The sequence below is a fragment of the Streptomyces albiflavescens genome (genome assembly GCF_014645835.1).
Classification (GTDB): Bacteria; Actinomycetota; Actinomycetes; order Streptomycetales; family Streptomycetaceae; genus Streptomyces; species Streptomyces albiflavescens.
The window spans coordinates 279947-301279 of record NZ_BMMM01000010.1 but is presented as its reverse complement, the minus strand read 5'-3'; the positions used below and the strand labels follow the sequence as shown (position 1 = coordinate 301279).

General features: G+C 70.9%; 16 protein-coding genes and 1 pseudogene. 12 read left to right on the top strand and 5 right to left on the bottom strand.

The genetic code is table 11. The annotated features are described in order from the left end of the window. Positions 1-62 precede the first annotated feature (62 nt). Together IEY95_RS26945 and IEY95_RS26940 are read right to left on the bottom strand one after the other, a co-directional pair. Complete coding sequence (locus IEY95_RS26945) at positions 63-2015, bottom strand: NAD-binding protein (RefSeq protein ID WP_189188803.1); 1953 nt, start codon at positions 2013-2015, stop codon at positions 63-65. 278 nt (positions 2016-2293) lie between these two features. Further along, on the bottom strand, positions 2294-2824 hold the full coding sequence (locus tag IEY95_RS26940) for a winged helix-turn-helix transcriptional regulator (RefSeq protein WP_189188709.1): 531 nt from the start codon (positions 2822-2824) through the stop codon (positions 2294-2296). Between the two features lie 1066 nt (positions 2825-3890). Between IEY95_RS26940 and IEY95_RS26935 the strand changes: the two genes are divergently transcribed. Further along, entirely contained in the window at positions 3891-5021 is a 1131-nt protein-coding gene (locus IEY95_RS26935) for a helix-turn-helix transcriptional regulator (protein ID WP_189188708.1), read from the top strand. 258 nt (positions 5022-5279) lie between these two features. Here the strand turns inward: IEY95_RS26935 and IEY95_RS26930 are convergent, their stop codons facing one another. Both IEY95_RS26930 and IEY95_RS50775 read right to left on the bottom strand, forming a co-directional pair. Beyond that, on the bottom strand, positions 5280-6227 hold the full coding sequence (locus IEY95_RS26930) for a right-handed parallel beta-helix repeat-containing protein (RefSeq protein ID WP_189188707.1): 948 nt from the start codon (positions 6225-6227) through the stop codon (positions 5280-5282). A 404-nt stretch (positions 6228-6631) separates the two neighbouring features. Next, a pseudogene (locus tag IEY95_RS50775) lies at positions 6632-6938 on the bottom strand (transposase); the annotation flags it as partial. Positions 6939-7120: 182 nt separating this feature from the next. Here IEY95_RS50775 and IEY95_RS26920 point away from each other — a divergent pair. Together IEY95_RS26920 and IEY95_RS26915 are read left to right on the top strand one after the other, a co-directional pair. After that, positions 7121-8713, top strand: coding sequence for an FAD-binding oxidoreductase (locus IEY95_RS26920; protein ID WP_189188706.1), 1593 nt, complete (start codon positions 7121-7123; stop codon positions 8711-8713). A gap of 275 nt (positions 8714-8988) precedes the next feature. Continuing rightward, a complete protein-coding gene (locus IEY95_RS26915; RefSeq protein WP_229703403.1) occupies positions 8989-9633 on the top strand; it encodes a site-specific integrase in 645 nt (214 codons plus the stop codon). Between the two features lie 230 nt (positions 9634-9863). Here the strand turns inward: IEY95_RS26915 and IEY95_RS26910 are convergent, their stop codons facing one another. After that, complete coding sequence (locus IEY95_RS26910; protein ID WP_189188705.1) at positions 9864-10268, bottom strand: VOC family protein; 405 nt, start codon at positions 10266-10268, stop codon at positions 9864-9866. A 165-nt stretch (positions 10269-10433) separates the two neighbouring features. Between IEY95_RS26910 and IEY95_RS26905 the strand changes: the two genes are divergently transcribed. The 9 genes from IEY95_RS26905 to IEY95_RS26865 all read left to right on the top strand — a co-directional run bounded on the left by IEY95_RS26905 (position 10434) and on the right by IEY95_RS26865 (position 21267). Next, positions 10434-11828 carry a salicylate synthase gene (locus IEY95_RS26905; protein ID WP_229703402.1) on the top strand — a complete coding sequence of 465 codons (1395 nt, stop codon included), beginning with the start codon at positions 10434-10436 and terminating at the stop codon, positions 11826-11828. An 11-nt stretch (positions 11829-11839) separates the two neighbouring features. Further along, positions 11840-12919 carry a ketoacyl-ACP synthase III family protein gene (locus tag IEY95_RS26900; RefSeq protein WP_229703401.1) on the top strand — a complete coding sequence of 360 codons (1080 nt, stop codon included), beginning with the start codon at positions 11840-11842 and terminating at the stop codon, positions 12917-12919. Further along, positions 12916-14637: a (2,3-dihydroxybenzoyl)adenylate synthase gene (locus tag IEY95_RS26895; protein ID WP_189188703.1), complete on the top strand. Its 1722-nt coding sequence runs from the start codon at positions 12916-12918 to the stop codon at positions 14635-14637. Before IEY95_RS26900 ends, IEY95_RS26895 begins: the two co-directional genes overlap by 4 nt. 82 nt (positions 14638-14719) lie before the next feature. Beyond that, positions 14720-15058 carry a phosphopantetheine-binding protein gene (locus IEY95_RS26890; RefSeq protein WP_189188702.1) on the top strand — a complete coding sequence of 113 codons (339 nt, stop codon included), beginning with the start codon at positions 14720-14722 and terminating at the stop codon, positions 15056-15058. Continuing rightward, positions 15058-16596: an amidohydrolase family protein gene (locus IEY95_RS26885; RefSeq protein ID WP_189188701.1), complete on the top strand. Its 1539-nt coding sequence runs from the start codon at positions 15058-15060 to the stop codon at positions 16594-16596. Before IEY95_RS26890 ends, IEY95_RS26885 begins: the two co-directional genes overlap by 1 nt. Next, positions 16593-17390: a 2,3-dihydro-2,3-dihydroxybenzoate dehydrogenase gene (locus tag IEY95_RS26880; RefSeq protein WP_189188700.1), complete on the top strand. Its 798-nt coding sequence runs from the start codon at positions 16593-16595 to the stop codon at positions 17388-17390. Before IEY95_RS26885 ends, IEY95_RS26880 begins: the two co-directional genes overlap by 4 nt. Positions 17391-17452: 62 nt before the next feature. After that, the gene (locus IEY95_RS26875; RefSeq protein WP_189188699.1) at positions 17453-18148 is read left to right on the top strand and encodes an isochorismatase family protein; all 696 of its coding nucleotides are present in this window, start codon (positions 17453-17455) and stop codon (positions 18146-18148) included. Next, positions 18145-20103, top strand: a complete 1959-nt coding sequence (locus IEY95_RS26870; protein ID WP_189188698.1) for an anthranilate synthase family protein — start codon at positions 18145-18147, stop codon at positions 20101-20103. The genes IEY95_RS26875 and IEY95_RS26870 overlap by 4 nt, the downstream gene beginning before the upstream one ends. Positions 20104-20244: 141 nt before the next feature. After that, positions 20245-21267 (top strand): ketoacyl-ACP synthase III family protein, encoded by a 1023-nt coding sequence (locus IEY95_RS26865; RefSeq protein ID WP_189188697.1) that lies wholly within the window; start codon positions 20245-20247, stop codon positions 21265-21267. Positions 21268-21333 lie beyond the last annotated feature (66 nt).

Here is a 21333-nt window from a genome sequence, read left to right as displayed (position 1 = left end):
GGGGGTCTGGGGGCGCAGCCCCCGGGTAAGGGACGGGCAGGGGCGGAGGGGGCGAAAAAGCCTTACGCCCCAGCCTGCTCCCGACGCCGCCGCCCGAGCAGCTCCGCGAGCCCCCGCCGGGTCGCGGCCAGCACCACCCTGTCCTCGGGGCGGAGCACGTACGTGGCGGGAAGGTCCCACACCAGCCCGGGGCCGCGCGAGCCGGACGCCGAGCCGGACGCCGAGCCGGACGACGTCGGATCGCCCCGGCGCCCACCCGGCGCCGCGGTATCCAGCGCAAGCACTCGCCACGCCCCGGCCCGAAACGCCTCTCCCACCGTCCGCCCCTCCAACTGCGGATGCCCACCCACATCCACCGCGGCGAAGAGCAGCACCCGCCGTTCCACAGGAATCGCCCCAAGGATCTGCCGCCCCATCATGGCCCCGGCAAACGCGGGCGCCGCCAGATGGGACACACTCCGACTCCGGGTGAGCGCATCGGGATAAGCGGCCCGCAGCGTCCGGTACACCGCGGTCGCGAAGTCGTCGTCGTACAGCCGCAGCACCACCCGCACATCGGGCCGCACGGTCCGCGCGTACAACGCGGCCTCCAAGTTCATCGTGTCCGCGCTGGTCAGCGCGAGCAGCGCATGGGCCCTGTGAATCTTGGCGGCCTCCAGCACCCCCTCCTGGGTCACATCACCCAGCACCACCGGCACCCGGAGCCGCCGCGCGAGCGCCAGCCCCCGGGCCTCGGGATCGGCCTCGACGCACACGACGGGGATGCGCAGCTCCCGGAGCCGCGCCAGCACCCGTGTGCCGATCTTGCCGACCCCCAGCAGCACCACATGACCGGACAGCCCGCGCGGCGGCCGCCGCAACGCGGACCCGCTGCGGAACGTGCCGAGCGCCTCCAGCACGGCGGCCAGCAGCACCGGCAGCAGCAGCAACCCGACGAGCCCGGAGAAGAGTTGGAGGATCTGCCGCCCGAGGGGCTGCCCGATGGCGGGATCGTTGATGGCGAAGAGATCGAGCAGCGTCAGATAGGTCGCCTGCAGCGGAGGCTCCCCGGTGACCATCATCGACGCGACGGCGAGGCCCACCACACACGCCACGAGCCCCGCGAACGACCAGCGCAGCCGCCGCGACAGCAGCGACGCGAACGGCATGACGCTGCGCCCTGCGGACAGCTCGGGACCGGAGTACGACACGTTTTCCAGTACGACGGTGCCGCGCCCGGTGGCGGCGGCCACGGCCCGCTCGTCGGGCAGGAGCTGGGGCCCTTGCGCCCCACTGCTCTCGGATCCGTCGGCACCGGCGGGGTCGTTGGTCGTCGCGGACAGCAGCGCCAGTGTGCACAGCCCGGGATCGGCGACCTCCCCGGGCCCCGGTGGCGGCCGCTCCACCGCGCGCAGCATCAGCCCGTCGGTCTGGACGACCTTGCTGGTGCCGGCCACGGCGGTCGCGGCCAGCGCGGGAGCGGCGGTGTCGGCGTCGGACAGCACGGTGGTGGACGCGTCGAACGCCTCGACGCCGCCGTCGACTCCGGCGGCCGCCGCGTCTGCCGCGGCTCGCGCTGCGGCCAACGCCGAAGCCTGGTCGAGGAGTGCCTCGATGTGCTGGCCGAGGCGCCGGTTGTAGAGCCGCAGGACCAGCCGGATCCGCGGGTTGAGCCGTCGGGCGGTGAGCGCGGCCCGGATGTTGGTCTCGTCGTCGTCGTACACGAGCGCCAGCGCCGCGGCCCGCTCGACGCCCGCGTCGGCGAGCATGGCCTCGGTGAGCTCGGAGGCCTCCAACAGCCGCTCGGAGCCCGTGGGTTCGAGTGTCCGGGTGCCCCCGGACTCCCCGTTCCCGGAGGCCCGGTTCACCGCCGCGGACACCCGGTCGAACAGGGCCGTGGCCCGTGTCCGCCCCACCACCGGCGGCCGCACGCTCCGCTGGGCAGGCGGCACGACCAGGGTCACCTGCTCGCCGTACACTCCGCGCAGCTCGGCCGCCAGCCGGTGTGCCAGGGCGTCGTCCCCGGCCACCACCATGTGCGCGGCGGCATCGGTCGACACGCTCTGAGACGGAAGGTTCCCCGGGTTCCCCACGGAGGAGAAGACTGCCGTACTGGTACGGGTGGTTCCACAGGGACGGGCCGTTGAGCGCCCACAAATTCCCGTGCGTCACGGCACCGTAGAAGATGTCTCCGCTACGAGGCCTGCTGCGAGACCCGCTACGAGTACTGGTACGCGACCTGCAACGAGGATTGGTACGCGACCTGCAACGAGGATTGGTACGCGACCTGCAACGAGGACTGGTACGCGACCCGCTAGGAGGCCGCAGAGGCCGTCTCGCCCCCCGAACCGCTCCCGAACCGCTCCCGCACCTCGGCCCGTTCAGCCAGCCGCGCCGGATACCCGGGCCCGAGCCGCGGCCGGGTGTCCTGCGCGGTCATCGCCTCGCCGCACGAGGAGCACACCACCTGGGCATGCCCCTCGTGCCCGCACCGCTCGTGCCGGAAGACGATCGGCGCGCCCTCTTCCCCGGCGAGCCAGCGGTCCCCCCAGGCGTTCATCGCCATGAGTACGCCGAAGAAGTCCCGTCCCTTGGCGGTGAGCAGGTACTCGTACCTCACCGGCTCGTTCTGATACGGCTTCTTCTCCAGCAGCCCCTCGTCCACCAGCCGTCGCAACCGCTCCGCCAGGGTGTTCCGGGCGATCCCCAGCGACTGCTGGAACGCGTCGAAGCGCCGCACCTCGTAGAACGCCTCGCGCAGGACGAGCGGCGTCCACCAGTCCCCGAGCAGATCCATGGTGCGGGCGATGGAACAGGGCCAGTTCGCGAAGGAGGTCCGCCTCATGCCCGTCAGGGTACGGCCGGTCCCACCACGATTCGCGTCCAGTTCGGGCGGGTGCGACCTGGCACCGTATCGGCATCGCGGGGGTGCATCGGGGCAACTGGCGCCAGATGAGCGGAAGATGGTACATCGGAATCGGAGGCGGGCCGCCCGCGTCATGATCCGTTGCAGATGTTGCCCACTCTTTTTTCGCCTTACCAGAGGGTAACAACTGCCATCATTTGCAAAGCACTTGAGCGACCGCCCCTTCAGATGGAAGGGAACTCGTGCCCCTCGCGCGCGATTGTCGACTCATCTACCCGAACGGGCGCCTCGTGGCGCGGGAGTTGTGGGTTCAGCCCCTTGACGAACCACCGTTAACCCACATGAGCGATACGGGATCGGGCCCCGTCACCCGGTAGTCTCTTCCTAGCTCTTCTCAGTGCCGGTTCCGGTGGGCTCCGCGCGGGTTCATTCGGCCCGGATCCCAACAGAGAGGAGCAGGTACGTGGCTAGCTCTGAGCGGCCAAGCGACCGGGACGATGCCGTCCCCCCTGACCCGGATGATCCGGACCCATCGGGCCCGGAAACCCTGGATCGGGACGACGGTTCTCCCTCGCACGGCCCCGCAGAGCCGGACCGCGGTAGCGCGTCGCGCAGGCATCGGGTGCGCGTGGTCGGGGAGTGCCTGTATTGGCTGATCCGGCTGCTGCTCGACCTGTACGGCAACGGCGGATGAGGATGGGACCTCACCCGCCGTCAGTTACCGAATAGCCGGTACGTGGGCCCGTGCTCAGGTTCCCGCCGGACACGGGTCCACGGTCACTTTCGGTAAGCCGTCGCGGAGCGACGCGCTCCAGGGGCAGTCCCCACGATAGAGATCCCCCCGGAAAGCCTCCCCGCTTGTGCTCAATCCTCTCGCTCGCGCCGTACGCCGTGAACCCAATTCAGCTCTAAGCGGTACCACAACACAGGGATTGAGCTGCGAAAAGTGGTCGAACCACTCTCCCGGATGAATCGCTAGACGCGATTCTTTCCCTAAACGGTACCGTAGCGGTTGTTGAAGCGATGACGAGAGGGGTCGTTGTCAGTGGCTCGTGGTACCGCGGACTTCGACGGCGAGGCACTGCGCTTCGCGCGGCTGACCCGTCCGGTGGAAGGCAGACTGCTCAGCGCGGCGGCCGTCGCCAAGCGCCTGGGAACCTCCAAGAGCCGAATCCTGGCGTACGAGAACAACACCTCCAAGCCGGACCCCCAGCGGATCGCCGAGCTGAGCGGTCTTTTCGGCATCCCCGCGCGCGAGTTGCGCACGAAGCGCGCGCTGGCGGACATCCACGGGCTGCGTTGTCAGGCCGGCCTCACGGTGACCGAGACGGCCGAACACGTCGGCATAAGCCGCAGCAGCTACTCCAACATCGAGCGGGAGGCGCTGCTTCCGGTACGGGACGACGGAACCGTCCGGATGAACCTGGCCCGCGTCTTCAACGTCAGCCCCGCCGTCATCGACCGCGCTCTGCTGCGCCACCCCGCGGCGGTCGCCCGGCAGACCGAGCTGACCGAGCACCTGCGCATCGTCTTCCGGCGCGCCCACCGGGAACACGCCCCGGCCGTGGTCGACGTGGACGAACCCCTCCTGCAGGAGATCGCCCCCCTTCTGCAACGCCCGCCCCAGGTCGCCTGTCGTCTCATCAACGCCGAACTCGACGCGTACCGCGACCTGTTGCGCGATCGCGCCCGCGTGGAGGTCGACGAGGCCTACGCCCAGAACAGGACCGCCGCCACGCGCGCACGGGCCGCCCACGCACGCATCGAACTCCTCATCAAGGACGCGGCACCGACCGCCGCGAAGCATCTGACCCGGTTCCTGTCCGAAGCGATGAACGTCCGTCAGTGGCGTCTGATGGTCACGCTGGCCAACGCCGGCATGGAGGGCATCTCCTTCACCAGCACTTCCCGTTACGCGCCCTTCGAGGACGTCATGGCCCTCCAGATCCGCCAGTACGTCACCCTCCTTCAGCGCGGCGATCAGTCCTACCTCGCCCCCACCGAGAACGGCATCGCCACGGTCCGCGCCAATTACCCCCGCTACGGCCGCCTCTACCCCCGCGTACCGTCCCCCACCTTGATCCACTACGCGCCCCAGCGCCGTCAGCCCCGCATCGCGGTCCGCCCCCGCCCGGGAAGACCCCCGACGGAGGGCGGCCCGCCGGCACTTACGTGAATGTCCGCGAGCGTGGGGCTTCGACAGCACGACCAGGTCGGCCACCTGGTCGTCGTTGAAGTCGCCGGCGGCCGGCTCGTGCGCGCCGTTGGCGTACGTCCCGGATTCGATCCGGGCGTCGAAGCGCAGCTTGCCGGCCGCTCCCGTGGACTTGCTGAAGCCGCCCTTGAAGTGGCACCCGGGACGGGATCCCGGGTGCGCTGCGGGCCGCTGACGCGCGGCGGTGGGCCGGCCGGGGGCCGCCGCGGGATGGGGAGGTCAGCCGGTGCAGCCGGGGACGGGATCGGGCCCGCCGCAGTTGTTCGGGCGGTTGTCGCGCACTGTGGAGCCGGTCAGCGGCACCGTGCCGGTGGCGTTGTAGATGCCGCCACCGTCGAGTCCCGCCGTGTTGTGCTCCACCGTGGAGCCGGACAGCCTCACCGTGCTCTTGATGTCGTTCCAAATACCACCGCCGACGCCGCCGTCAGCCGTGTTGTGCTTCACCGTGGAGGCGGTCAGCGTCACCGTGCTGTTGAAGATGTTGAAGATGCCGCCGCCGGATCTTGCCGCCGTGTTGTGCTCCACCGTGGAGCCGGTCAGAGTCACCGTGCTGTTGAAATTGTTGTAGATGCCGCCGCCATCGATCGTCGACGTGTTGCGCTCCACCAAGGAGCCGGTCAGCGTCACCGTGCCGAAGTTGATGATGCCCCCGCCGGAGTGAGCGGTGTTGTCGCGCACCGTGGAGACGGTCAGAGTCACCGTGCTGTGGACGTTGTTGTAGATGCCGCCGCCGTCGCCCGCCGTGTTGCCCTCCACCGTGGAGCCGGTGAGCCTCACCGTGCCACCGTTGTTGTAGATGCCGCCGCCGGTACCGGTGCCGTGGGTGATGGTCAGGTTGGCCAGCTGCACCCGGACGCCTGGGTGGACCGTCACGGTGGAGCCGGCGTGATTGCCATCGAGGACCGCATTCTCCAGGCCCATCAGGGCCAGGTCCTTGTCGATGGTGAAAGGGCCGATGCAGGTCCCCTTCACCAGCAGCGTTGCCCCGGGGACGGCGCTGTCAATCGCGGGCTGCAGAGCTTGCGGGTTGTCCTCGCAGTTCACCACGGGGCGGTCGGCTGCCGCGGCCGGGGCCGCCCCGACCAGGCCGACCGCCCCGACCGTCACCGCCACCGTGGCCGTCGGCACCCACCGGCGCAACACCGTTCGGGCTGCTCGCTCAAGCATCCAACTTCTCCCGCCTAGCGTGGGGGGCGTGCCCGACGGCCCTGCCCCGCCGTGATTCTCGAGCGCGGGCGGCCTGGGCGCCCACGCTCGAAAGACAGGGATGCCCCGGCCAGGTGGTAGGCGCTCCGGGGACGCCTGCGCGTCATCCGAACGGCGGGGGAAAAGACCGGTGTGGCCCACGGACGGCGGCAAGCGGGCTGCGTGGGTGGTGGAACAGCTTTGGGCGGGAGTTGCCATGGGGCGAGAGACCGGGGCCCGTACGCCGGCTGCGCATAGGACTGGCTCCTCGCCTGCCCGCAACAGCCCGATCTGGGCCCCGATTGCTGGAGTCACTACGTACGGCCGACGGAGTGGAGACGATCAGGGTGCTGTGTGAGCGCATCCTGCGGGAACTCATCGAGGCCGAGGCGTCGGCACAGCCCTCGGTTTGAGAACCACGCGGGTCTACCCATCCTCTGGACGTTTGGAAAGCCGTCAGCGCCTTTGCCAAGTAGTGATGCCACGGCCGCGTAGCCATCGCCGCAGGTGGTCGTAGTCGTAGCCCCTGTCACCGTGGAGCGTGCTCGGCCTGCGCCGCCGCCGGCCGCGGCGGGACCGGATCGGCGGTATGCCTTGCCGCGGGATCAAAGCCTGGCTGTCGTGCAGATTGGCGCCGGAGATCCCGATGGACAGGGGCAGACCATTTCGCTCTGTGATCAAGTGGATGTTCGCCCTGGACGGGCGGGAAACGGCCCTGGTGTGTGTCTGAGCCGCTTGGCGGTGCGTCTCTCGTCCTTTCGCGTGGCGGGTCTGGCGAGTGGGCAGCCGACGGGGATGGCACCGGTCGACGATCAGTGAACTGGCCGATGGGATCGCAGGACGAGCCTGCGACCGCTGCGTGAGGGTAGGGCACTGTGATCGACAGGCGGGACGTGCTGCGGGCAGGTGTGCTGGGCGGCGTTGGTGGGGCGCTGGGGCTGCAGGCACCGGGGAGTGCGGCCGCGGCAGCTGAGGCAGCGGGGCCGGTTGGCGCTCGGGACTGGAAGCGGTTGGCTGATGCGCTGTCCCCCGGGGCCACCCTCTATCGGCCGTATGGCTCTGTGTACGAGTCGCTGGCCTTGCCGTTCAACCACAGGTACGCCGGAATTCGGCCTGCCGGCATTGTCGCCTGCGCAACTACCGAGGACGTGTCCGAAGCGATCCGCTGGGCTCGCTCGGTAGGGCTGCCCGCCGTACCGCGCACCGGGCTGGGACACAACTACGCCGGGTATTCGACCACCACGGGCCTGCTGCTGAACATGGCCCGCATGAAGAGCATCGTCTCCACCCCGGTGCCGGGCGGTGCCCGCTCTCGGGTCTACGGGCCGATGAAGGTCGTGCACGACGCCGGTACCGTCACCGTAGGGGCCGGCGTCACCAATGGCGACCTGCATCCGCTGTTGGAGGACCACGGCATGTTCGTGCCGACCGGTCGTTGCCCCAGCGTCGGGGTCGCAGGGCTGGTGCTTGGCGGCGGTATCGGCTTCAGCGACAAGATGTTCGGCCTGACCTGCGACCGGCTCGTTGCCACGACCGTCGTGCTCGCCGACGGACGCACGGTCAAGGCCAGCAAGGACTCACACCCCGACCTGTTCTGGGGCTGCCGCGGCGGAGCCGGCAACAACTTCGGCGTCAACACCTCGTTCACCTTCCAGTACGAGCAGTTCGAGGGCACCGTGGGCTTCTACCAGCTCCGCTGGAGCCTGGACTCCGTACTGCCGGCCATCGCCGCCGCGCAGCACATCGCCCAGGACACCGTGGGCGACAGGCGGTTCCATCTGCGTCTGGGTATCGGTACCAACGGGACGACCAGGACACAGATCCATGCGAACGCCAACGTCAACGCCATCGGCCAGTTCTACGGCACCGTCCAGGAACTGCGTGCCATCCTCGACCCGCTGCTCAAGATCGGCACGGCCGAGGAACGCGCCCGCAACAGCGCGTCCGTTCGTCAGGTCACGCCCGGTGAGGCGAGCGTACTGCTGAGCGCGACCACACCGATCGATCGCTTCGCCACCAAATCGGCGATCCTGGACTCCCGCACTCTCTTGACCGATCAGCAGGTCAGCGCGGCAGCCGAGCGCCTGCTGGACTGGCCTGGCAGCAACAACGAGGACGGAGCCGGGTTCGCGATGTTCGCCCTCGGCGGTGAGATCAACCAGGTACCACCGAGCGCGACCGCGTTCGTCCACCGAAACGACCTCTTCGTCTTCGCCGCCGAGACCTCGTGGGCCGACTACGACCTCCCCAGCGTCGCCGAAGCCAACCTCCACTGGCTCAAGCAGTTCTACGACGACATCTTCCCCGGCAAGTCGCCCGACCAGGCATACCAGAACTTCCCCGACCCGACGCTGAAGAACTGGCGGCAGGCCTACTACGGCACGAACTACCCCCGCCTGGTCAAGGTGAAGCGGAAATACGACCCGACCGGCTTCTTCGACTACCCGCAAGCAATCGGCACGCATTGAGCCCAAACCGCTAGGTTTCCTATCGGATGAGGTTGTCGACTTACACCGTGTCCTATGTGGTGAGGCGGACTGGAACGCGCCGGCACGTGGCATGTGTCGGCCTGGCGTCGCCGGAGGTCGCCTGTCCTCGGAGCGCGGCGCATGCCTGATGAGACTGAGTCCGCTGCGTTCGACCGTTCGACCTTGTCGGGGCTGCTCGGCAGACTCCCAAAACCGCACTGGAAAATCTGAAGGAGAACGAAGGAACGGCTGCCCTTGGCCGTGCGGTGCAGCGGGTGCAAGAGTTCTACTGCGCCTACGCCCTGATCCTTGTCCTCGGCCTCCGCAAGGGTGAAGTTCTCGGCCTCACCTGGTCGGACGTGAACCTGGACGCGGGGGAGCTGCGTATCCAGCACCAGCTACAGCGCGTCCGCCGGCGCCTCCTGCACACCGACATGGCCAAGACGGAGGCCTCGGAGGCGGTGCTCCCGCTGCCGGACATCTGCCTGGCCGCCCTGCTCCTCCGACGGAAAGAGCAGCAGGCCGCGAAGGAGCAGGCAAAGGATCTCTGGACGGAATCGGACCGTGTGTTCACCACCCGCTACGGCACCCCGGTGGAGCCGAGAACCTTCTCCCGCGAATTCGATCGCCGCTGTGAGCGTGCGGGCGTCCGTCGCATCCGCGTCCACGACACCCGCCACACCTGCGCCTCGCTCCTGGCCGCGCTCGACGTCCACCCCCGGATCGCCATGCAGAACCTGCGCCACTCCGAGATCGCGGTGACCGTGGAGGTCTACACCCACGTGCCCTCGTCGGAGACCCGGCGAGCGCTCCGGAAGCTGGGCAAGGCCCTGGGCGGCAGCAAGCAGAAGGACGGCAAGAAGAGGAGCAAGCGCAAGCAGGAAGAGCCGTCGGACATGGACGGTCAGCAGCAGGCATAGCGGTTGCTGTACTCCGCTTCGACCTCTTCGTCCCGAATGAGGTTCGGGCCTGATCCACATCGGTGGGTTTGCTGTTTTACCTGGTCAGGGCATTGGGCTGCCGTGGTCTCGGGTGGTCCGGGAGGGGTTCCGGGAGCGATTCGGCTCCCAGATGGCTCCCAAGGAGCCGTCCTGGGCGTGTCATCGCAGGGCGTGAAGTGCGGTGTGGGGCGGGCCCACGCATCGCCGGGTCAGCGGGTGGAGAGGATGTCCAGGTAGTGGCGGTTCTGCATGATGCCCAGGGTGTTGCCGAAGGGGTCCACGACCGAGGCGCCGATGAAGCCCACGCCGAACTCGCGGATCGGTTCGTGGAGTGTTGCGCCCAGGGACAACAGGCGGTCCAGGGCGGCCCGGACGTCATCCACGTGCCAGTAGATCACCGGGCCGCCCACGGCGCTCCCCTCGCCGTGTGCGCCCAGGACTCCGGCGTACTTGCTGTCCAGCAGGCCCAGCTCGTGCTCGTAGTCGCCGATGCGGAACTCCGCGTAGCCGGGGCGATCGAAGTAGGGCTCGATGCCGAGGAGTTCGGTGTACCAGGACTTCGCGGACTCCAGGTCGGTGGTGTGGAAGCGGACCGTCGTGAGACCTCGCAGCATCTCTTGTTCCTCCTGCGTGGGGGGCGTTGGGCTCTACGAAAGTAGCCCTCTTATAGGTCTGTTCCTGTCCTATATGCCTCGCCCCCCTCGTAGCTCGGTTTGGCAGTTCGAGAAGGAGGCCTGATCGGCTGGGCGGCGACCCGGGGCTGTTACCTCCGTAACCTCATGGAAGGTAACAGCCTCACGGGAGGGACCACCCAGATGATCGCCCTTGCCTCGCGTCACTACTACGAGACCCAACTGCCGCTCAGCGAAGACCCCTTGCTCATCGCGGCGCGGCTCGCCGACTCCGGGCTGCACGAGTCGTACGTCGTCTACGAGAACGGGGGGAGCTGGGCCTACGCGGGCGGTGTGCGCGCCGAGCTGACCCTCGACCGGGACGGTGCGCGGCTGCGCCAGGACGGGGTGCCCGACGTCGAGCTGCCCTGGAGCGACCAGCCGCTGCGGCTCGTCTCCGAGCTGCTCGCCCAGGTCGAGGTGCCCCACTGGCGCGCCTACGGCTGGGCCGCCTTCGAGCTGTCGTACGCCAAGGGCGGCGACCGCCGGCACCTCGGCGACCAGCGGCTGATGCAGCTCATCGTGCCGCGCGCCGAGGTCCGCTTCGGCGAGGGGCACGCCCTCCTGCGCGCCGCCGATCAGACCACGCTCGACGCTCTCGTCAACACCGTCATCGACCAGGCGCCTGCCGGTGGTGGGCAGCCTCGGGCCCTCGATGTCCACGCCACCGACGGCAGCCACTACCGGGCCGCCGTCCAGCACGCCGTCGACGACATCAACGCCGGTGAGCTGCACAAGGTGATCCTGTCCCGGGTCGTAGAGGTGCCGGGGCGGACCGATCTGACCGCCACGTACGTCGCCGGGCGGCGCGGCAACAACCCCGCCCGCTCCTTCATGCTCGACCTCGGCGGCACCGAGGCCATCGGCTTCAGCCCCGAGATCGTCGTCCAGGTCTCCGAGGACGGGCGGGTCGTGAGCCAGCCGCTGGCCGGCACCCGTGCCCTCACCGAGGACGTCCTGGTCAACGAGAGCCTGCGCGCCGACCTCTTCGGCTCCCCGAAGGAGGTCTACGAGCACGCCATCTCGGTCAAGGTCGGCGCGGACGAACTGGTCGACGTGTGCGTCGAGGGGTCCGTGGAGGTCCCCGAGTTCATGGCCGTGAGGGAGCGGGGAAGCGTGCAGCACCTCGCCTCCCGCGTTGCCGGGAGGCTCGCCCCGGGGCGGAACGCGTGGGACGCCTTCGGCGCCGTCTTTCCCGCCGTCACCGCCTCCGGTGTGCCCAAGGCTGCCGCCTACGACTCCATCCGGCGGTACGAGACCGAGGCGCGCGGGCTGTACAGCGGCGCCGTCCTCACCGTCGACCACTCCGGCGCCATGGACGCGGCCCTCGTGCTGCGCAGCGCCTACCGCCAGGGCGAACGCACCTGGCTGCGCGCCGGGGCCGGCATCGTCGGACACTCCACGCCCGAGCGGGAGTTCGAGGAGACGTGCGAGAAGCTCGACAGCGTCGCCCGGTTCCTGGTCCCGGCGACGGACGACCCCCGCGACGGGGACCAGCGATGAGGGTCGCCGGCATGGACATATGGCTGGCGGGTGTCGGCAGCTGGCTTCCGGACGCCGTCAGTACCGAGGAGGCTGTGGCCCACGGCTGGTACGACGCCGCCGACCGGGACACCTCCGGCATGCGGGCCGTTCGGGTCGCCGGTGAGCTGCCCGCTCCCGACATGGCCGTACGCGCCGCGCGCGCCGCCCTGCGCCGCAGCGCCGCCACCGGGCTCAACCCGGACGACTTCGGGGCGCTGCTGCACTGCGCCACCTACCACCAGGGGCCCGACGGCTGGTCCGCGCCGCACTACGTGTTGCGGCACACCCTCGACCGTCCGATCGGCGCCGCCCAGATCGGGCCCGGCTGTCTCGGCATGCTCGCCGCACTGGAGTTGGCGGCACACCGGCTGGCCGCCGATCCCTCCCGGGATGCCGTGCTCGTCACCTCCGGCGACAACTTCTCCGCCCCCGTCGTGGACCGCTGGAACTCCTCCAAGCTGTTCCTCCTCGCGGACGGCGGTGCGGCCGCCGTCGTCTCCCGGCGCGGCGGGTTCGCCCGGCTGGTGTCCATCGGCTCGGCATCCGCGCCCGCACTGGAGGAACTGCACCGTGCCGGCGAGCAGCTCTTTCCGCCCGGCATCACCGTCGGCCGCTCGCTCAACTTCGAGGAGCGCAACGCCCATCTGCGCCGGCAGTGGGAACAGGGGACGTCCGCGCCGAGCGTGCACTTCGGCGAGGTGGTCGCCGACACCGTCGACCGCGTCCTCGACGAGGCCGGCACCAGCCTGGAGAAGGTGGCCCGCGTCTGCCACACCGGGTACGCCAGGGGAGCGCTGCACAGCATCTACCTCGCACCCCTGGACATCGAACCCTCCCTCGGCACCTGGGAGTTCAGCCGGGACATCGGCCACGTCGGCGCCGCCGACCCCTTCATCGCCCTGGAGCACCTGTGGACCCGGGGCGAGGTCACGCCGGGCGACCACGTGCTGCTCCTCGCGGCCGGGCCCGGCATGGAGGTCGCCTGCGCGGTTGTGGAGATCACTGGTGAGTACGCGGACGACCAAACGATCGACCGGACGAACGACATGGTCAAGGAGGACGACCGATGATGCTCGACGGCTGCACACCCTGGCCCGCCGAGACCGCCGAGCGCTACCGCCGCGCCGGGCAGTGGCGCGGCATCGACCTCGGCTCGCTGCCCCGCGCATGGGCCGACGCGTACGGCGCCGCCACGGCCCTCGTCGCCGGCCCGGAGCGCATCAGCTACGACGAACTGGCCGACCGGGTTGACCGCAGGGCCGCCGGGTTCGTCCGTGAGGGAGTGCGGCCGGGCGACCGGATCGTGCTCCAGCTGCCCAACGTCGCACAGTTCGTGGAGACGGCCTTCGCCCTGTTCCGGGCCGGCGCCAAGCCGGTGTTCTCGCTCACCTCGCACCGCGCCCAGGAGGTGCGGCACCTGTGCGAGCTGTCGGGGGCGTCCGGGTATGTGGTGCCCGGTCTCTTCCGCGGCTTCGACCACACCGCCCTCGGGCGGCAGCTCGCAGCCGAACTCCCCGCGCTGCGGCGGGTGTTCGTCATGGACGGTACCAGCGGCACGGGCGCCGCGGACGGCGACGGCCTCGTCGTACCCCTGGAGAAGGTCGACGCCGAGCCGCTGCCGTTGCCCGCCAACGACCCGTCCGACGTGGCCTTCTTCCTGCTGTCGGGTGGTACGACCGCGCTGCCGAAGCTCATTCCGCGGACCCATGACGACTACGCGTACCAGACCCGCACGGTGGCCGGGCAGTCGGGACTCGGGCCCGGGTCGGTCTATCTCGCCGCGCTGCCAGTGGAGTTCAACTTCGCCTGGGGCTGTCCCGGAGTCGTCGGCACACTGTCGTCCGGTGGGACCGTCGTGCTCGCGCCCGATCCCACCGCCGACGACTGCTTCCGGCTGATCGAGGCCGAGCGCGTCACCCTGACCTCGGTGGTGCCGACCGTGGCCCGGCTCTGGTTGGAGGAGCGGCAGTGGTCCGACGCGGACTTGTCCAGCCTCGAGGTCCTGCAGATCGGCGGGGCCCGGCTCGAACCGGAGCTGGCCGCGCGGATCGCGCCGGAACTCGGGTGCCGGCTGCAGCAGGTGTTCGGCATGGCCGAGGGGCTGCTCACGATGACCCGGCCGGACGACGATCCGCACGCCGTGCTGCACACGCAGGGGCGGCCGGTGTCGGAGGCGGACGAGGTGCTGATCGTCGACCCGTCGACCGGTGCACCGGTTCCGGTCGGTGAGGCCGGGGAGCTGCTGACCCGCGGGCCGTACACCCTGCGCGGCTACTACCGGGCTCCCGAGCACAACGCGCGGGCCTTCACCGAAGACGGGTTCTACCGCACCGGCGACCTGGCCAGCATCACCCCCGAGGGGCGGCTCGTGGTCGAGGGGCGGATCAAGGACGTCGTCATCCGGGGCGGGGACAAGATCGCCGCCGGGGAGGTGGAGGCACACCTCGTCACCGTTCCGGGTATCGCCACGGCGGCCGTCGTACCGGTGCCCGACGAGTTCCTCGGGGAGCGGATCTACGCGTTCCTCGTCAGCCGGGCCGAGGAGGAGGCGCCGCCGCTCAGCGCGCTCAAGGCCGCGCTGCAGGAGCGGGGGCTGGCCGACTTCAAGCTGCCGGACCGCGCCGAGTATGTGGCGGACCTGCCGCTCACACCGCTCGGGAAGATCGACAAGAAGGTCCTGTCGGCGGCCGCCGCCGACCCGGAGTACTCCCGCGACTGGGGGCAGGCCCCGCCCACCCCGGCTGCTGCGGCCGTCGCGCCCGCCCCTGTTCCGGCACCGACGAGGTGACGCCCCTTCGACACCGACGAGGCGACAGGTCCGCCCCGGCGCCGCCATCACCGCCCGCATCGACACCCACGAGGTGAACACCATGACCGTACCCACCACCCCATCTCCTGCCCCTACTGCCCCTTCCTCCCCCACTTCCTCCGTACGGCCCCGCGCCCCCCGCCGCACCACCCCCCTCTCCCTCGACGAGCTGCGTCGTGACGTCGGCCAGGCCATCGGTGTCCCGCCCGAAGAGATCGACGGTGACGCCCATCTGGTGCACCTCGGGCTCGGGTCGCTGGAGGCCATGCTGCTGGTGACCCGGTGGCGTCGGCAGGGCATCCCCGTCGACTTCGCCGCGCTCACCGGCGCCCCGACCCTCGACGCCTGGCACCGGCACCTCGGCGAGGCGTGGGCCGTGCGTGAGACGGGAGCGGCGTGATGGGCGCCCTGCTGATCCGTGGCGGGGTGCTCTACCCCGCGGACACCACCGACCGGGTCGTGCCCGACGGCGCGGTGCTCGCGGCGGACGGCTTGATCGTCGCCGCCGGTCCGAGCGCCGAGGTCGAGGCGGCGATCCGGCCGGAGCACCGAGCCGGCGGGCTGCGCGTCATCGACGCCCACGACCGGATGATCCTGCCCGGTTTCGTCAACGCCCACTGGCACGAGATGTTCGCGATGCGCTTCCCCTTCAAGGGCGCGCTGCGTTCCGCCTCGGACCGCGACGACAAACCGGTGTTCATGGCGCTGGGCGGCGACGTGCCGCAGATCTCCGTCGTCTTCGACACCTTCCACGACCATGTCGACCGGCTCACCCCCGACGAGGCCCTCGCCATCGCCCGCTACTCGATGTGGACCCAGCTGCGCTCTGGTGTCACCACGCTGGGCGACGTCGGCTCCCTCAACCAGCCGCAGGCGCTGGCCCGGGCCGCCCGGGATCTGGGGATGCGGGTCACGGTGAGCACCTGGGCCGCCGACGCGGTCTGCGCCCCCGGCGACAGCCGCTTCCGGCGCACCCGCGACACCGACCTCGAGCTCCAGCGCATCGAGGAACTGCTCGACGAGTGCGCTGCCGACCCCGACGGTCTCGTACGGGCCTGGCCCACCGCCGTCTACGGCACCAACATGAGTGACGAACTCGCCGCCGGGTTCGCCGACCTGATCGCCCGCTACGACGTCCCGTTCGCCACCCACGTGGGCGCGCTGCGCAACGAGGCCGACGTGATGCTGGCCTACTACGGCGCCACTCCGGTACGGCGGTTCGCCGACGCCGGGCTGCTGTCGAACCGGTTCATGGCGGTGCACTGCGGCTTCGCCGACCCGGGGGAGCGGGCGCTGCTCATCGACGCGGGCGCGCACATCAGCCACTCGCCCGCGAAGTACGGGCAGGCCGGCGAGTCCACCGTCTCCGAGACCCGGGTGATCCCGGAATTCCGGCGGGCCGGGCTGGACGTGTCGGTGTCGACCGACGGGGCCGCCGTACCGCTCGGCGGGATGCCGGAGGCGATGCGGGCGGTGTGGCAGCTCTACAACGAGATGTACGCCGACCCGACCGAGGTGCTGCCCACCGACGCTCTCGCGATGGCCACCCGGCTGCCCGCCCGGGGCCTGGACCAGGGCGAGCGGATCGGCAGCCTGGAGCCGGGCAAGCAGGCGGACCTGCTGCTAGTGCCCGCCGGCGACTGGCGCTATCTGCTCAATCCGCGCCCGTTGGAGGGGTTCCTGTCGCTCGGCGGCTCCATGGACGTGGAGACCGTCGTCGTCGCCGGCCGGGTCCTGATCGAGGACGGCCGCTCCACGGAGCTCGACGAGGACGCCCTGGAGGCGGAGTACCTGGAGGCCCTGTCCTCCTTCACGGTGCGCTGCCTGGGCGTGGACGCCGACACGGTCGCGGCGGTGCTGCGCCGCCGGACCGAGACGCTTGAACGGCGCCGCCGGGCGGCGGCCGCACATCACACGGGATGGAGGCAGGCGGGATGAGCGAGTCCAAGGTGCAGGCCGCCCTGTACGGCAGTACGGCCCTCGTCACCGGCGCCGCCGGCGGCATCGGTGCTTCCGTGGCCCGCGAGCTTGCCGCCGCCGGTGCCCGGGTCGCCCTGCTCGACGCCGACGGGGCCGCCCTGGAGCCGCTGGTGAAGGAGCTGGAGGCCGACGGGGCGAGCGTGCTGGCGCTGGGCGCCGACGTGCGCTCCAGCGCCGAGGTGGACGCCGCGGTGGAGCGCACCGAGGCCGAACTCGGGCCACTGGACCACCTGGTGAACGCGGCCGGGGTGCTGCGCACCGGGGAGGTCACCGGATACAGCGACGAGGACTGGGAGTTCACCTTCGCGGTCAACGCCACCGGCGTCTTCCACGTCAGCCGGGCGGTCGTCGGACGGATGGTGCCGCGCCGCTCGGGCGCGGTGGTGACCGTCGCCTCCAACTCGGCGGGCGTACCGCGCTGGAACATGGCGGCCTACGCGGCGTCGAAGGCGGCGGCGACCAGCTTCACCCGGACCCTCGGCCTGGAAGTCGCGCGGTACGGCATCCGCTGCAACGTCGTCGCGCCCGGCTCCACCGAGACCCCGATGCTCACCTCGATGTACGCCGACGGCGACTTCGCCCGGCCGTCCGTCGAGGGCTCACCGGACACCTACCGGGTGGGCATCCCGCTGGGCCGGCTCGCCCGGCCCGAGGACATCGCGCACGCGGTGCTCTTCCTCCTCTGCGAGCAGGCCGCGCACATCACCCTGCACTCCCTCGTGGTGGACGGCGGCGCCGCGCTCGGAGCCTGACCACACCGGGCCGGTCCGGCCGGCCCCTGCTTCCCCCGACCCGCTCAGACCCTGGAGCCACCATGGCGATCCCTCTCATCGACCCCTATCCGATGCCGACGGAGGACGAACTCCCGCGCAACACCGCCTCGTGGACGGTCGATCCCGCCCGTGCGGTGCTGCTCGTCCACGATCTGCAGAACTACTTCCTCAGCCCCTTCGGGTACGGCGGTCCGGACACCGGCCGGCAGCCGCTGACCGATCTGCTCGACCACACCGAGGCCCTGCGCGGGGCGTTCGCGGCGGCCGGCGCGCCCGTGGTGTATACCGCCCAGCCGGGCGGTATGAACGACGAGCAGCGCGGGCTGCTCAAGGACTTCTGGGGCGCCGGGATGAGCGCGGACGAGGAGCACCGCGCCATCCCGGAGCGGATCGCCCCGGGCCCCGGTGACGAGGTGTTCACCAAGTGGCGGCCGAGCGCGTTCTGCCGTACCGATCTGCTGGGCATGCTGCGCCGCACCGGCCGCGACCAGCTGGTGATCTGCGGGGTGTACGCCCATGTCGGCATCCTCATGACCGCGCACGAGGGCTTCTCGCAGGACATCCAGACCTTCGTGGTGAGCGACGCGATCGCCGACTTCTCCGCCCGGCGGCATCGGGAGACGCTGGAGTACGTCGCGGGCCGCTGCTCGGTCACCTTGCCGACGCGGGCAGTGCTGGACGCGATGGGCACGATGGCCGAGACGGCGGGGGCCGCGATGGCGGGGGGACGGTCATGACCGCGCACCCGATCCTCGAGCGCGTCCTCGGCGCCGAGCCGCCCCCGTTCGCGCTGCTGTACCGGCCCGGCGCGACGGGGCCCGACCGGATCGACGTACTGACCGGGCGGGTCGCCGTACACGAGCTGATCTCGGACATCCCCCTCGCGGACCCCACTGCGGACGAGCCGGCCGGAGAGCGGCACGAGGTGCTCGCGCTGTTGCCGTACCGGCAGATCCGCGAGCGCGGCTTCGCCTGTGCCGACGACGGGGCGCCGCTGATCGCCCTGGCCGTGGACGACCAGGCGGTGCTGCCGCTGGGGGACGTCCTCGAACAGCTGCCGGACGTGCCGATCGCCATGGACGAGGGCCGCTTCGACGCCGACGACGAGGAGTACGCCGCCCGGGTGCGCCGGGTGCTCGCCGAGGAGATCGGGCGGGGCGCGGGGGCCAACTTCGTGCTCCGGCGGTCCTTCACGGCGCGGATCGAGGGCTGGTCGGCGCGGACCGCGCTGTCGTTCTTCCGCCGGCTGGCCGGCCGCGCCCCGGGCAGCCACTGGTCGTTCGTCGTGCACACGGGGGAGCGCACCTTCGTCGGCGCCTCACCGGAGCGCCATGTCAGCCTGGACGCCGGCCGGGTCGTCATGAACCCGATCAGCGGCACGTACCGCTATCCGCCGGGCGGGCCCGTTCCGGAGGAGGTGCTGGCCTTCCTCGCCGACCCCAAGGAGGCGGGCGAGCTGTACATGGTCCTCGACGAGGAACTGAAGATGACGGGCCGGGTCTGCGACCTGGGCGGACGGGTCACCGGGCCGTTCCTGAAGGAGATGGACCGGCTCGCCCACACCGAGTACCTCATCGAGGGCCACAGCTCCCTGGACGTACGGGAGATCCTGCGCGAGACGCTGCTCGCGCCGACCGTCACCGGCGGCCCGCTCGAGAGCGCCTGCGAGGTGATCAGCCGTCACGAGCCGGAGGGGCGCGGGCACTACGCGGGGGTCGCGGCCCTGATCGGCCGGGACGGCTCGGGGGCCCGGCGGATGGACTCGGCCATCCTCATACGTACGGCGGAGATCGACGCGACGGGGCGGGTTCGGATCCCGGTGGGCGCCACCCTGGTCCGCGACTCCGACCCGGTGGCGGAGGCCGCGGAGACCCGGGCCAAGGCGGCCGGGCTGATCGAGGCGCTGCGGACACCGGTCGGTGCGCGGCCGGGGTCCGCCGCCGGACGGCCGGAGCCGCTGGCCGCGCATCCGGCGGTGCGGGCCGCGCTGGCCGAGCGCAACCGGCCGCTGGCCGGCTTCTGGTTCGAGGACCCGCGCGAGCGGGCCCGGCCGTCGGCCGCGCTGTCCGGGCGCCGGATCCTGGTGATCGACGCCGAGGACACCTTCACGCACATGGCTCGCCATCTGCTCCAGGCGCACGGGCCGTACGTCGACGTACGCCGCCACGACGACGAACTCCCGCTCGTCGACTATGACTTGGTGATCGTCGGGCCCGGTCCGGGTGACCCCCGGGAGACGGCCGACCCGAAGATCGCCCGGCTGCGCGGGGTGACCTCGCGGCTGCTGCGGGACGGCATCCCGTTCTTCTCCGTCTGCCTCGGGCACCAGGTGCTCAGCACGTTGCTCGGGCTTCCGCTGGTGCGCCGCAGCGTGCCCAGCCAGGGGGTGCAGCGCACGATCGACTGCTTCGGGCGCCGTGAGCCCGTGGGCTTCTACAGCACCTTCGCCGCGCACAGCGCCCAGGACCTCGTCGAGTGCCCCGAACGGGACGGTCTGGTGCGGGTGTTCCGCGAGGCGGACGGCGAGGTGCACGCGCTGCGCGGGCCCGGTTTCGCCTCCGTCCAGTTCCACCCCGCGTCGGTGCTGACGCGGCACGGTCCCGAACTGCTCGGGGAGCTGATCGCGGAGCTGCTCGGTGAGGTAACGGGCCCTTATCGAGGGGCCGTTGTCCCGGCCTCGATACCGGCATAACGTTTTTGATGGTAGCGCGGCCTGGCGATGCGCGCCGGGCCTTCGTACCGCTCGACCCTCTTCCCCCGCAGCCCCGGCACCCCTTGTCCCACCGCCGCAGCACTCCTTATCCCGCCGCCCCACCCTGGAAGGAACCGTCCGATGCGCTTCGACAACATCTGGATCGCCGGCACCGGAGGAACCCTCGGCGCGTTCGAGCCGGTGGCCGCGGCGGTCGCCGACGGCCGGTACTCGGCCGAGGCCGCCGAGAGCACCGGCATGGTCAGTTACGCGCGGGCCACACAGGCGCCGCCCGAGATGGCAGTGACCGCGGGCCGGCAGGCCGTCAAGGAAGCGGCGGAGAAGGGAGCGCGTGTCGACACCGACACCCTGCTGCTGCACAGCCACGGCCACTTCCAGGGCATCGACCTGTGGCCCGCCGCCTGCTGGATCGCCCGGGAGCTGCTGGGCGAGCACGTCGACTCCACTCCGACGACGGTCAACGCCTGGTCGAACGGCTCCCTGGCCGCGCTCGACGTCGCCGCCTCCACGCTGATCGCCCGCCCGGACGTGCCGTCGGTGCTGATCACCCTGGCCGACCGGTTCGCGCCGCCCACCGACCGCTTCTACACCTCCCCCGGCATGGTCTTCGGCGACGGCGCCGCCGCCGGGGTCGTCACCCGTGACACCGGGCGGCTGCGGCTGCGCTCACTGGTGAGCCGGACCGACACCGTCCTGGAGGGACTGTCCCGGGGCGCCGAGCCGTTCCGTACGGTGCCCGAGGGGCAGCCCGACATGCGGCGCAGGACGCGTGAGTTCCTGGCGTCCGGCGAGGTCACGCTCAGGGACGTGCACACCCGCGTCGCCGACTGCACCCGGCAGGTGGTCGGACGCGCCCTGGACGAGGCCGGCATCACCGCCGACGAGATCGACTGGTTCCTGACCCCGTTCGTCGGCCGGACCCTGTACCGCGAGAGCTTCATACGGCCGCTCGGCATCACCCCGCGCGACACCGTGCACGAACTCGGCCTGACCATCGGGCACCTCGGCCCCTGCGACCAGATGTACGGCCTCGATCACCTGCTCAGGAACGACCTGCTGACCCCCGGCGACCGCATCCTCGTGATCGGCACCGGCATGGGCTTCACCTTCTCCGCCGCGGTCCTCACGGCCGACGGCGTCTGAGCGACCCGGCGCCCCCCGCAGCACCAGACCGGCGCCGCCGCCCCACACGGCCTTCACCGCCCCGTC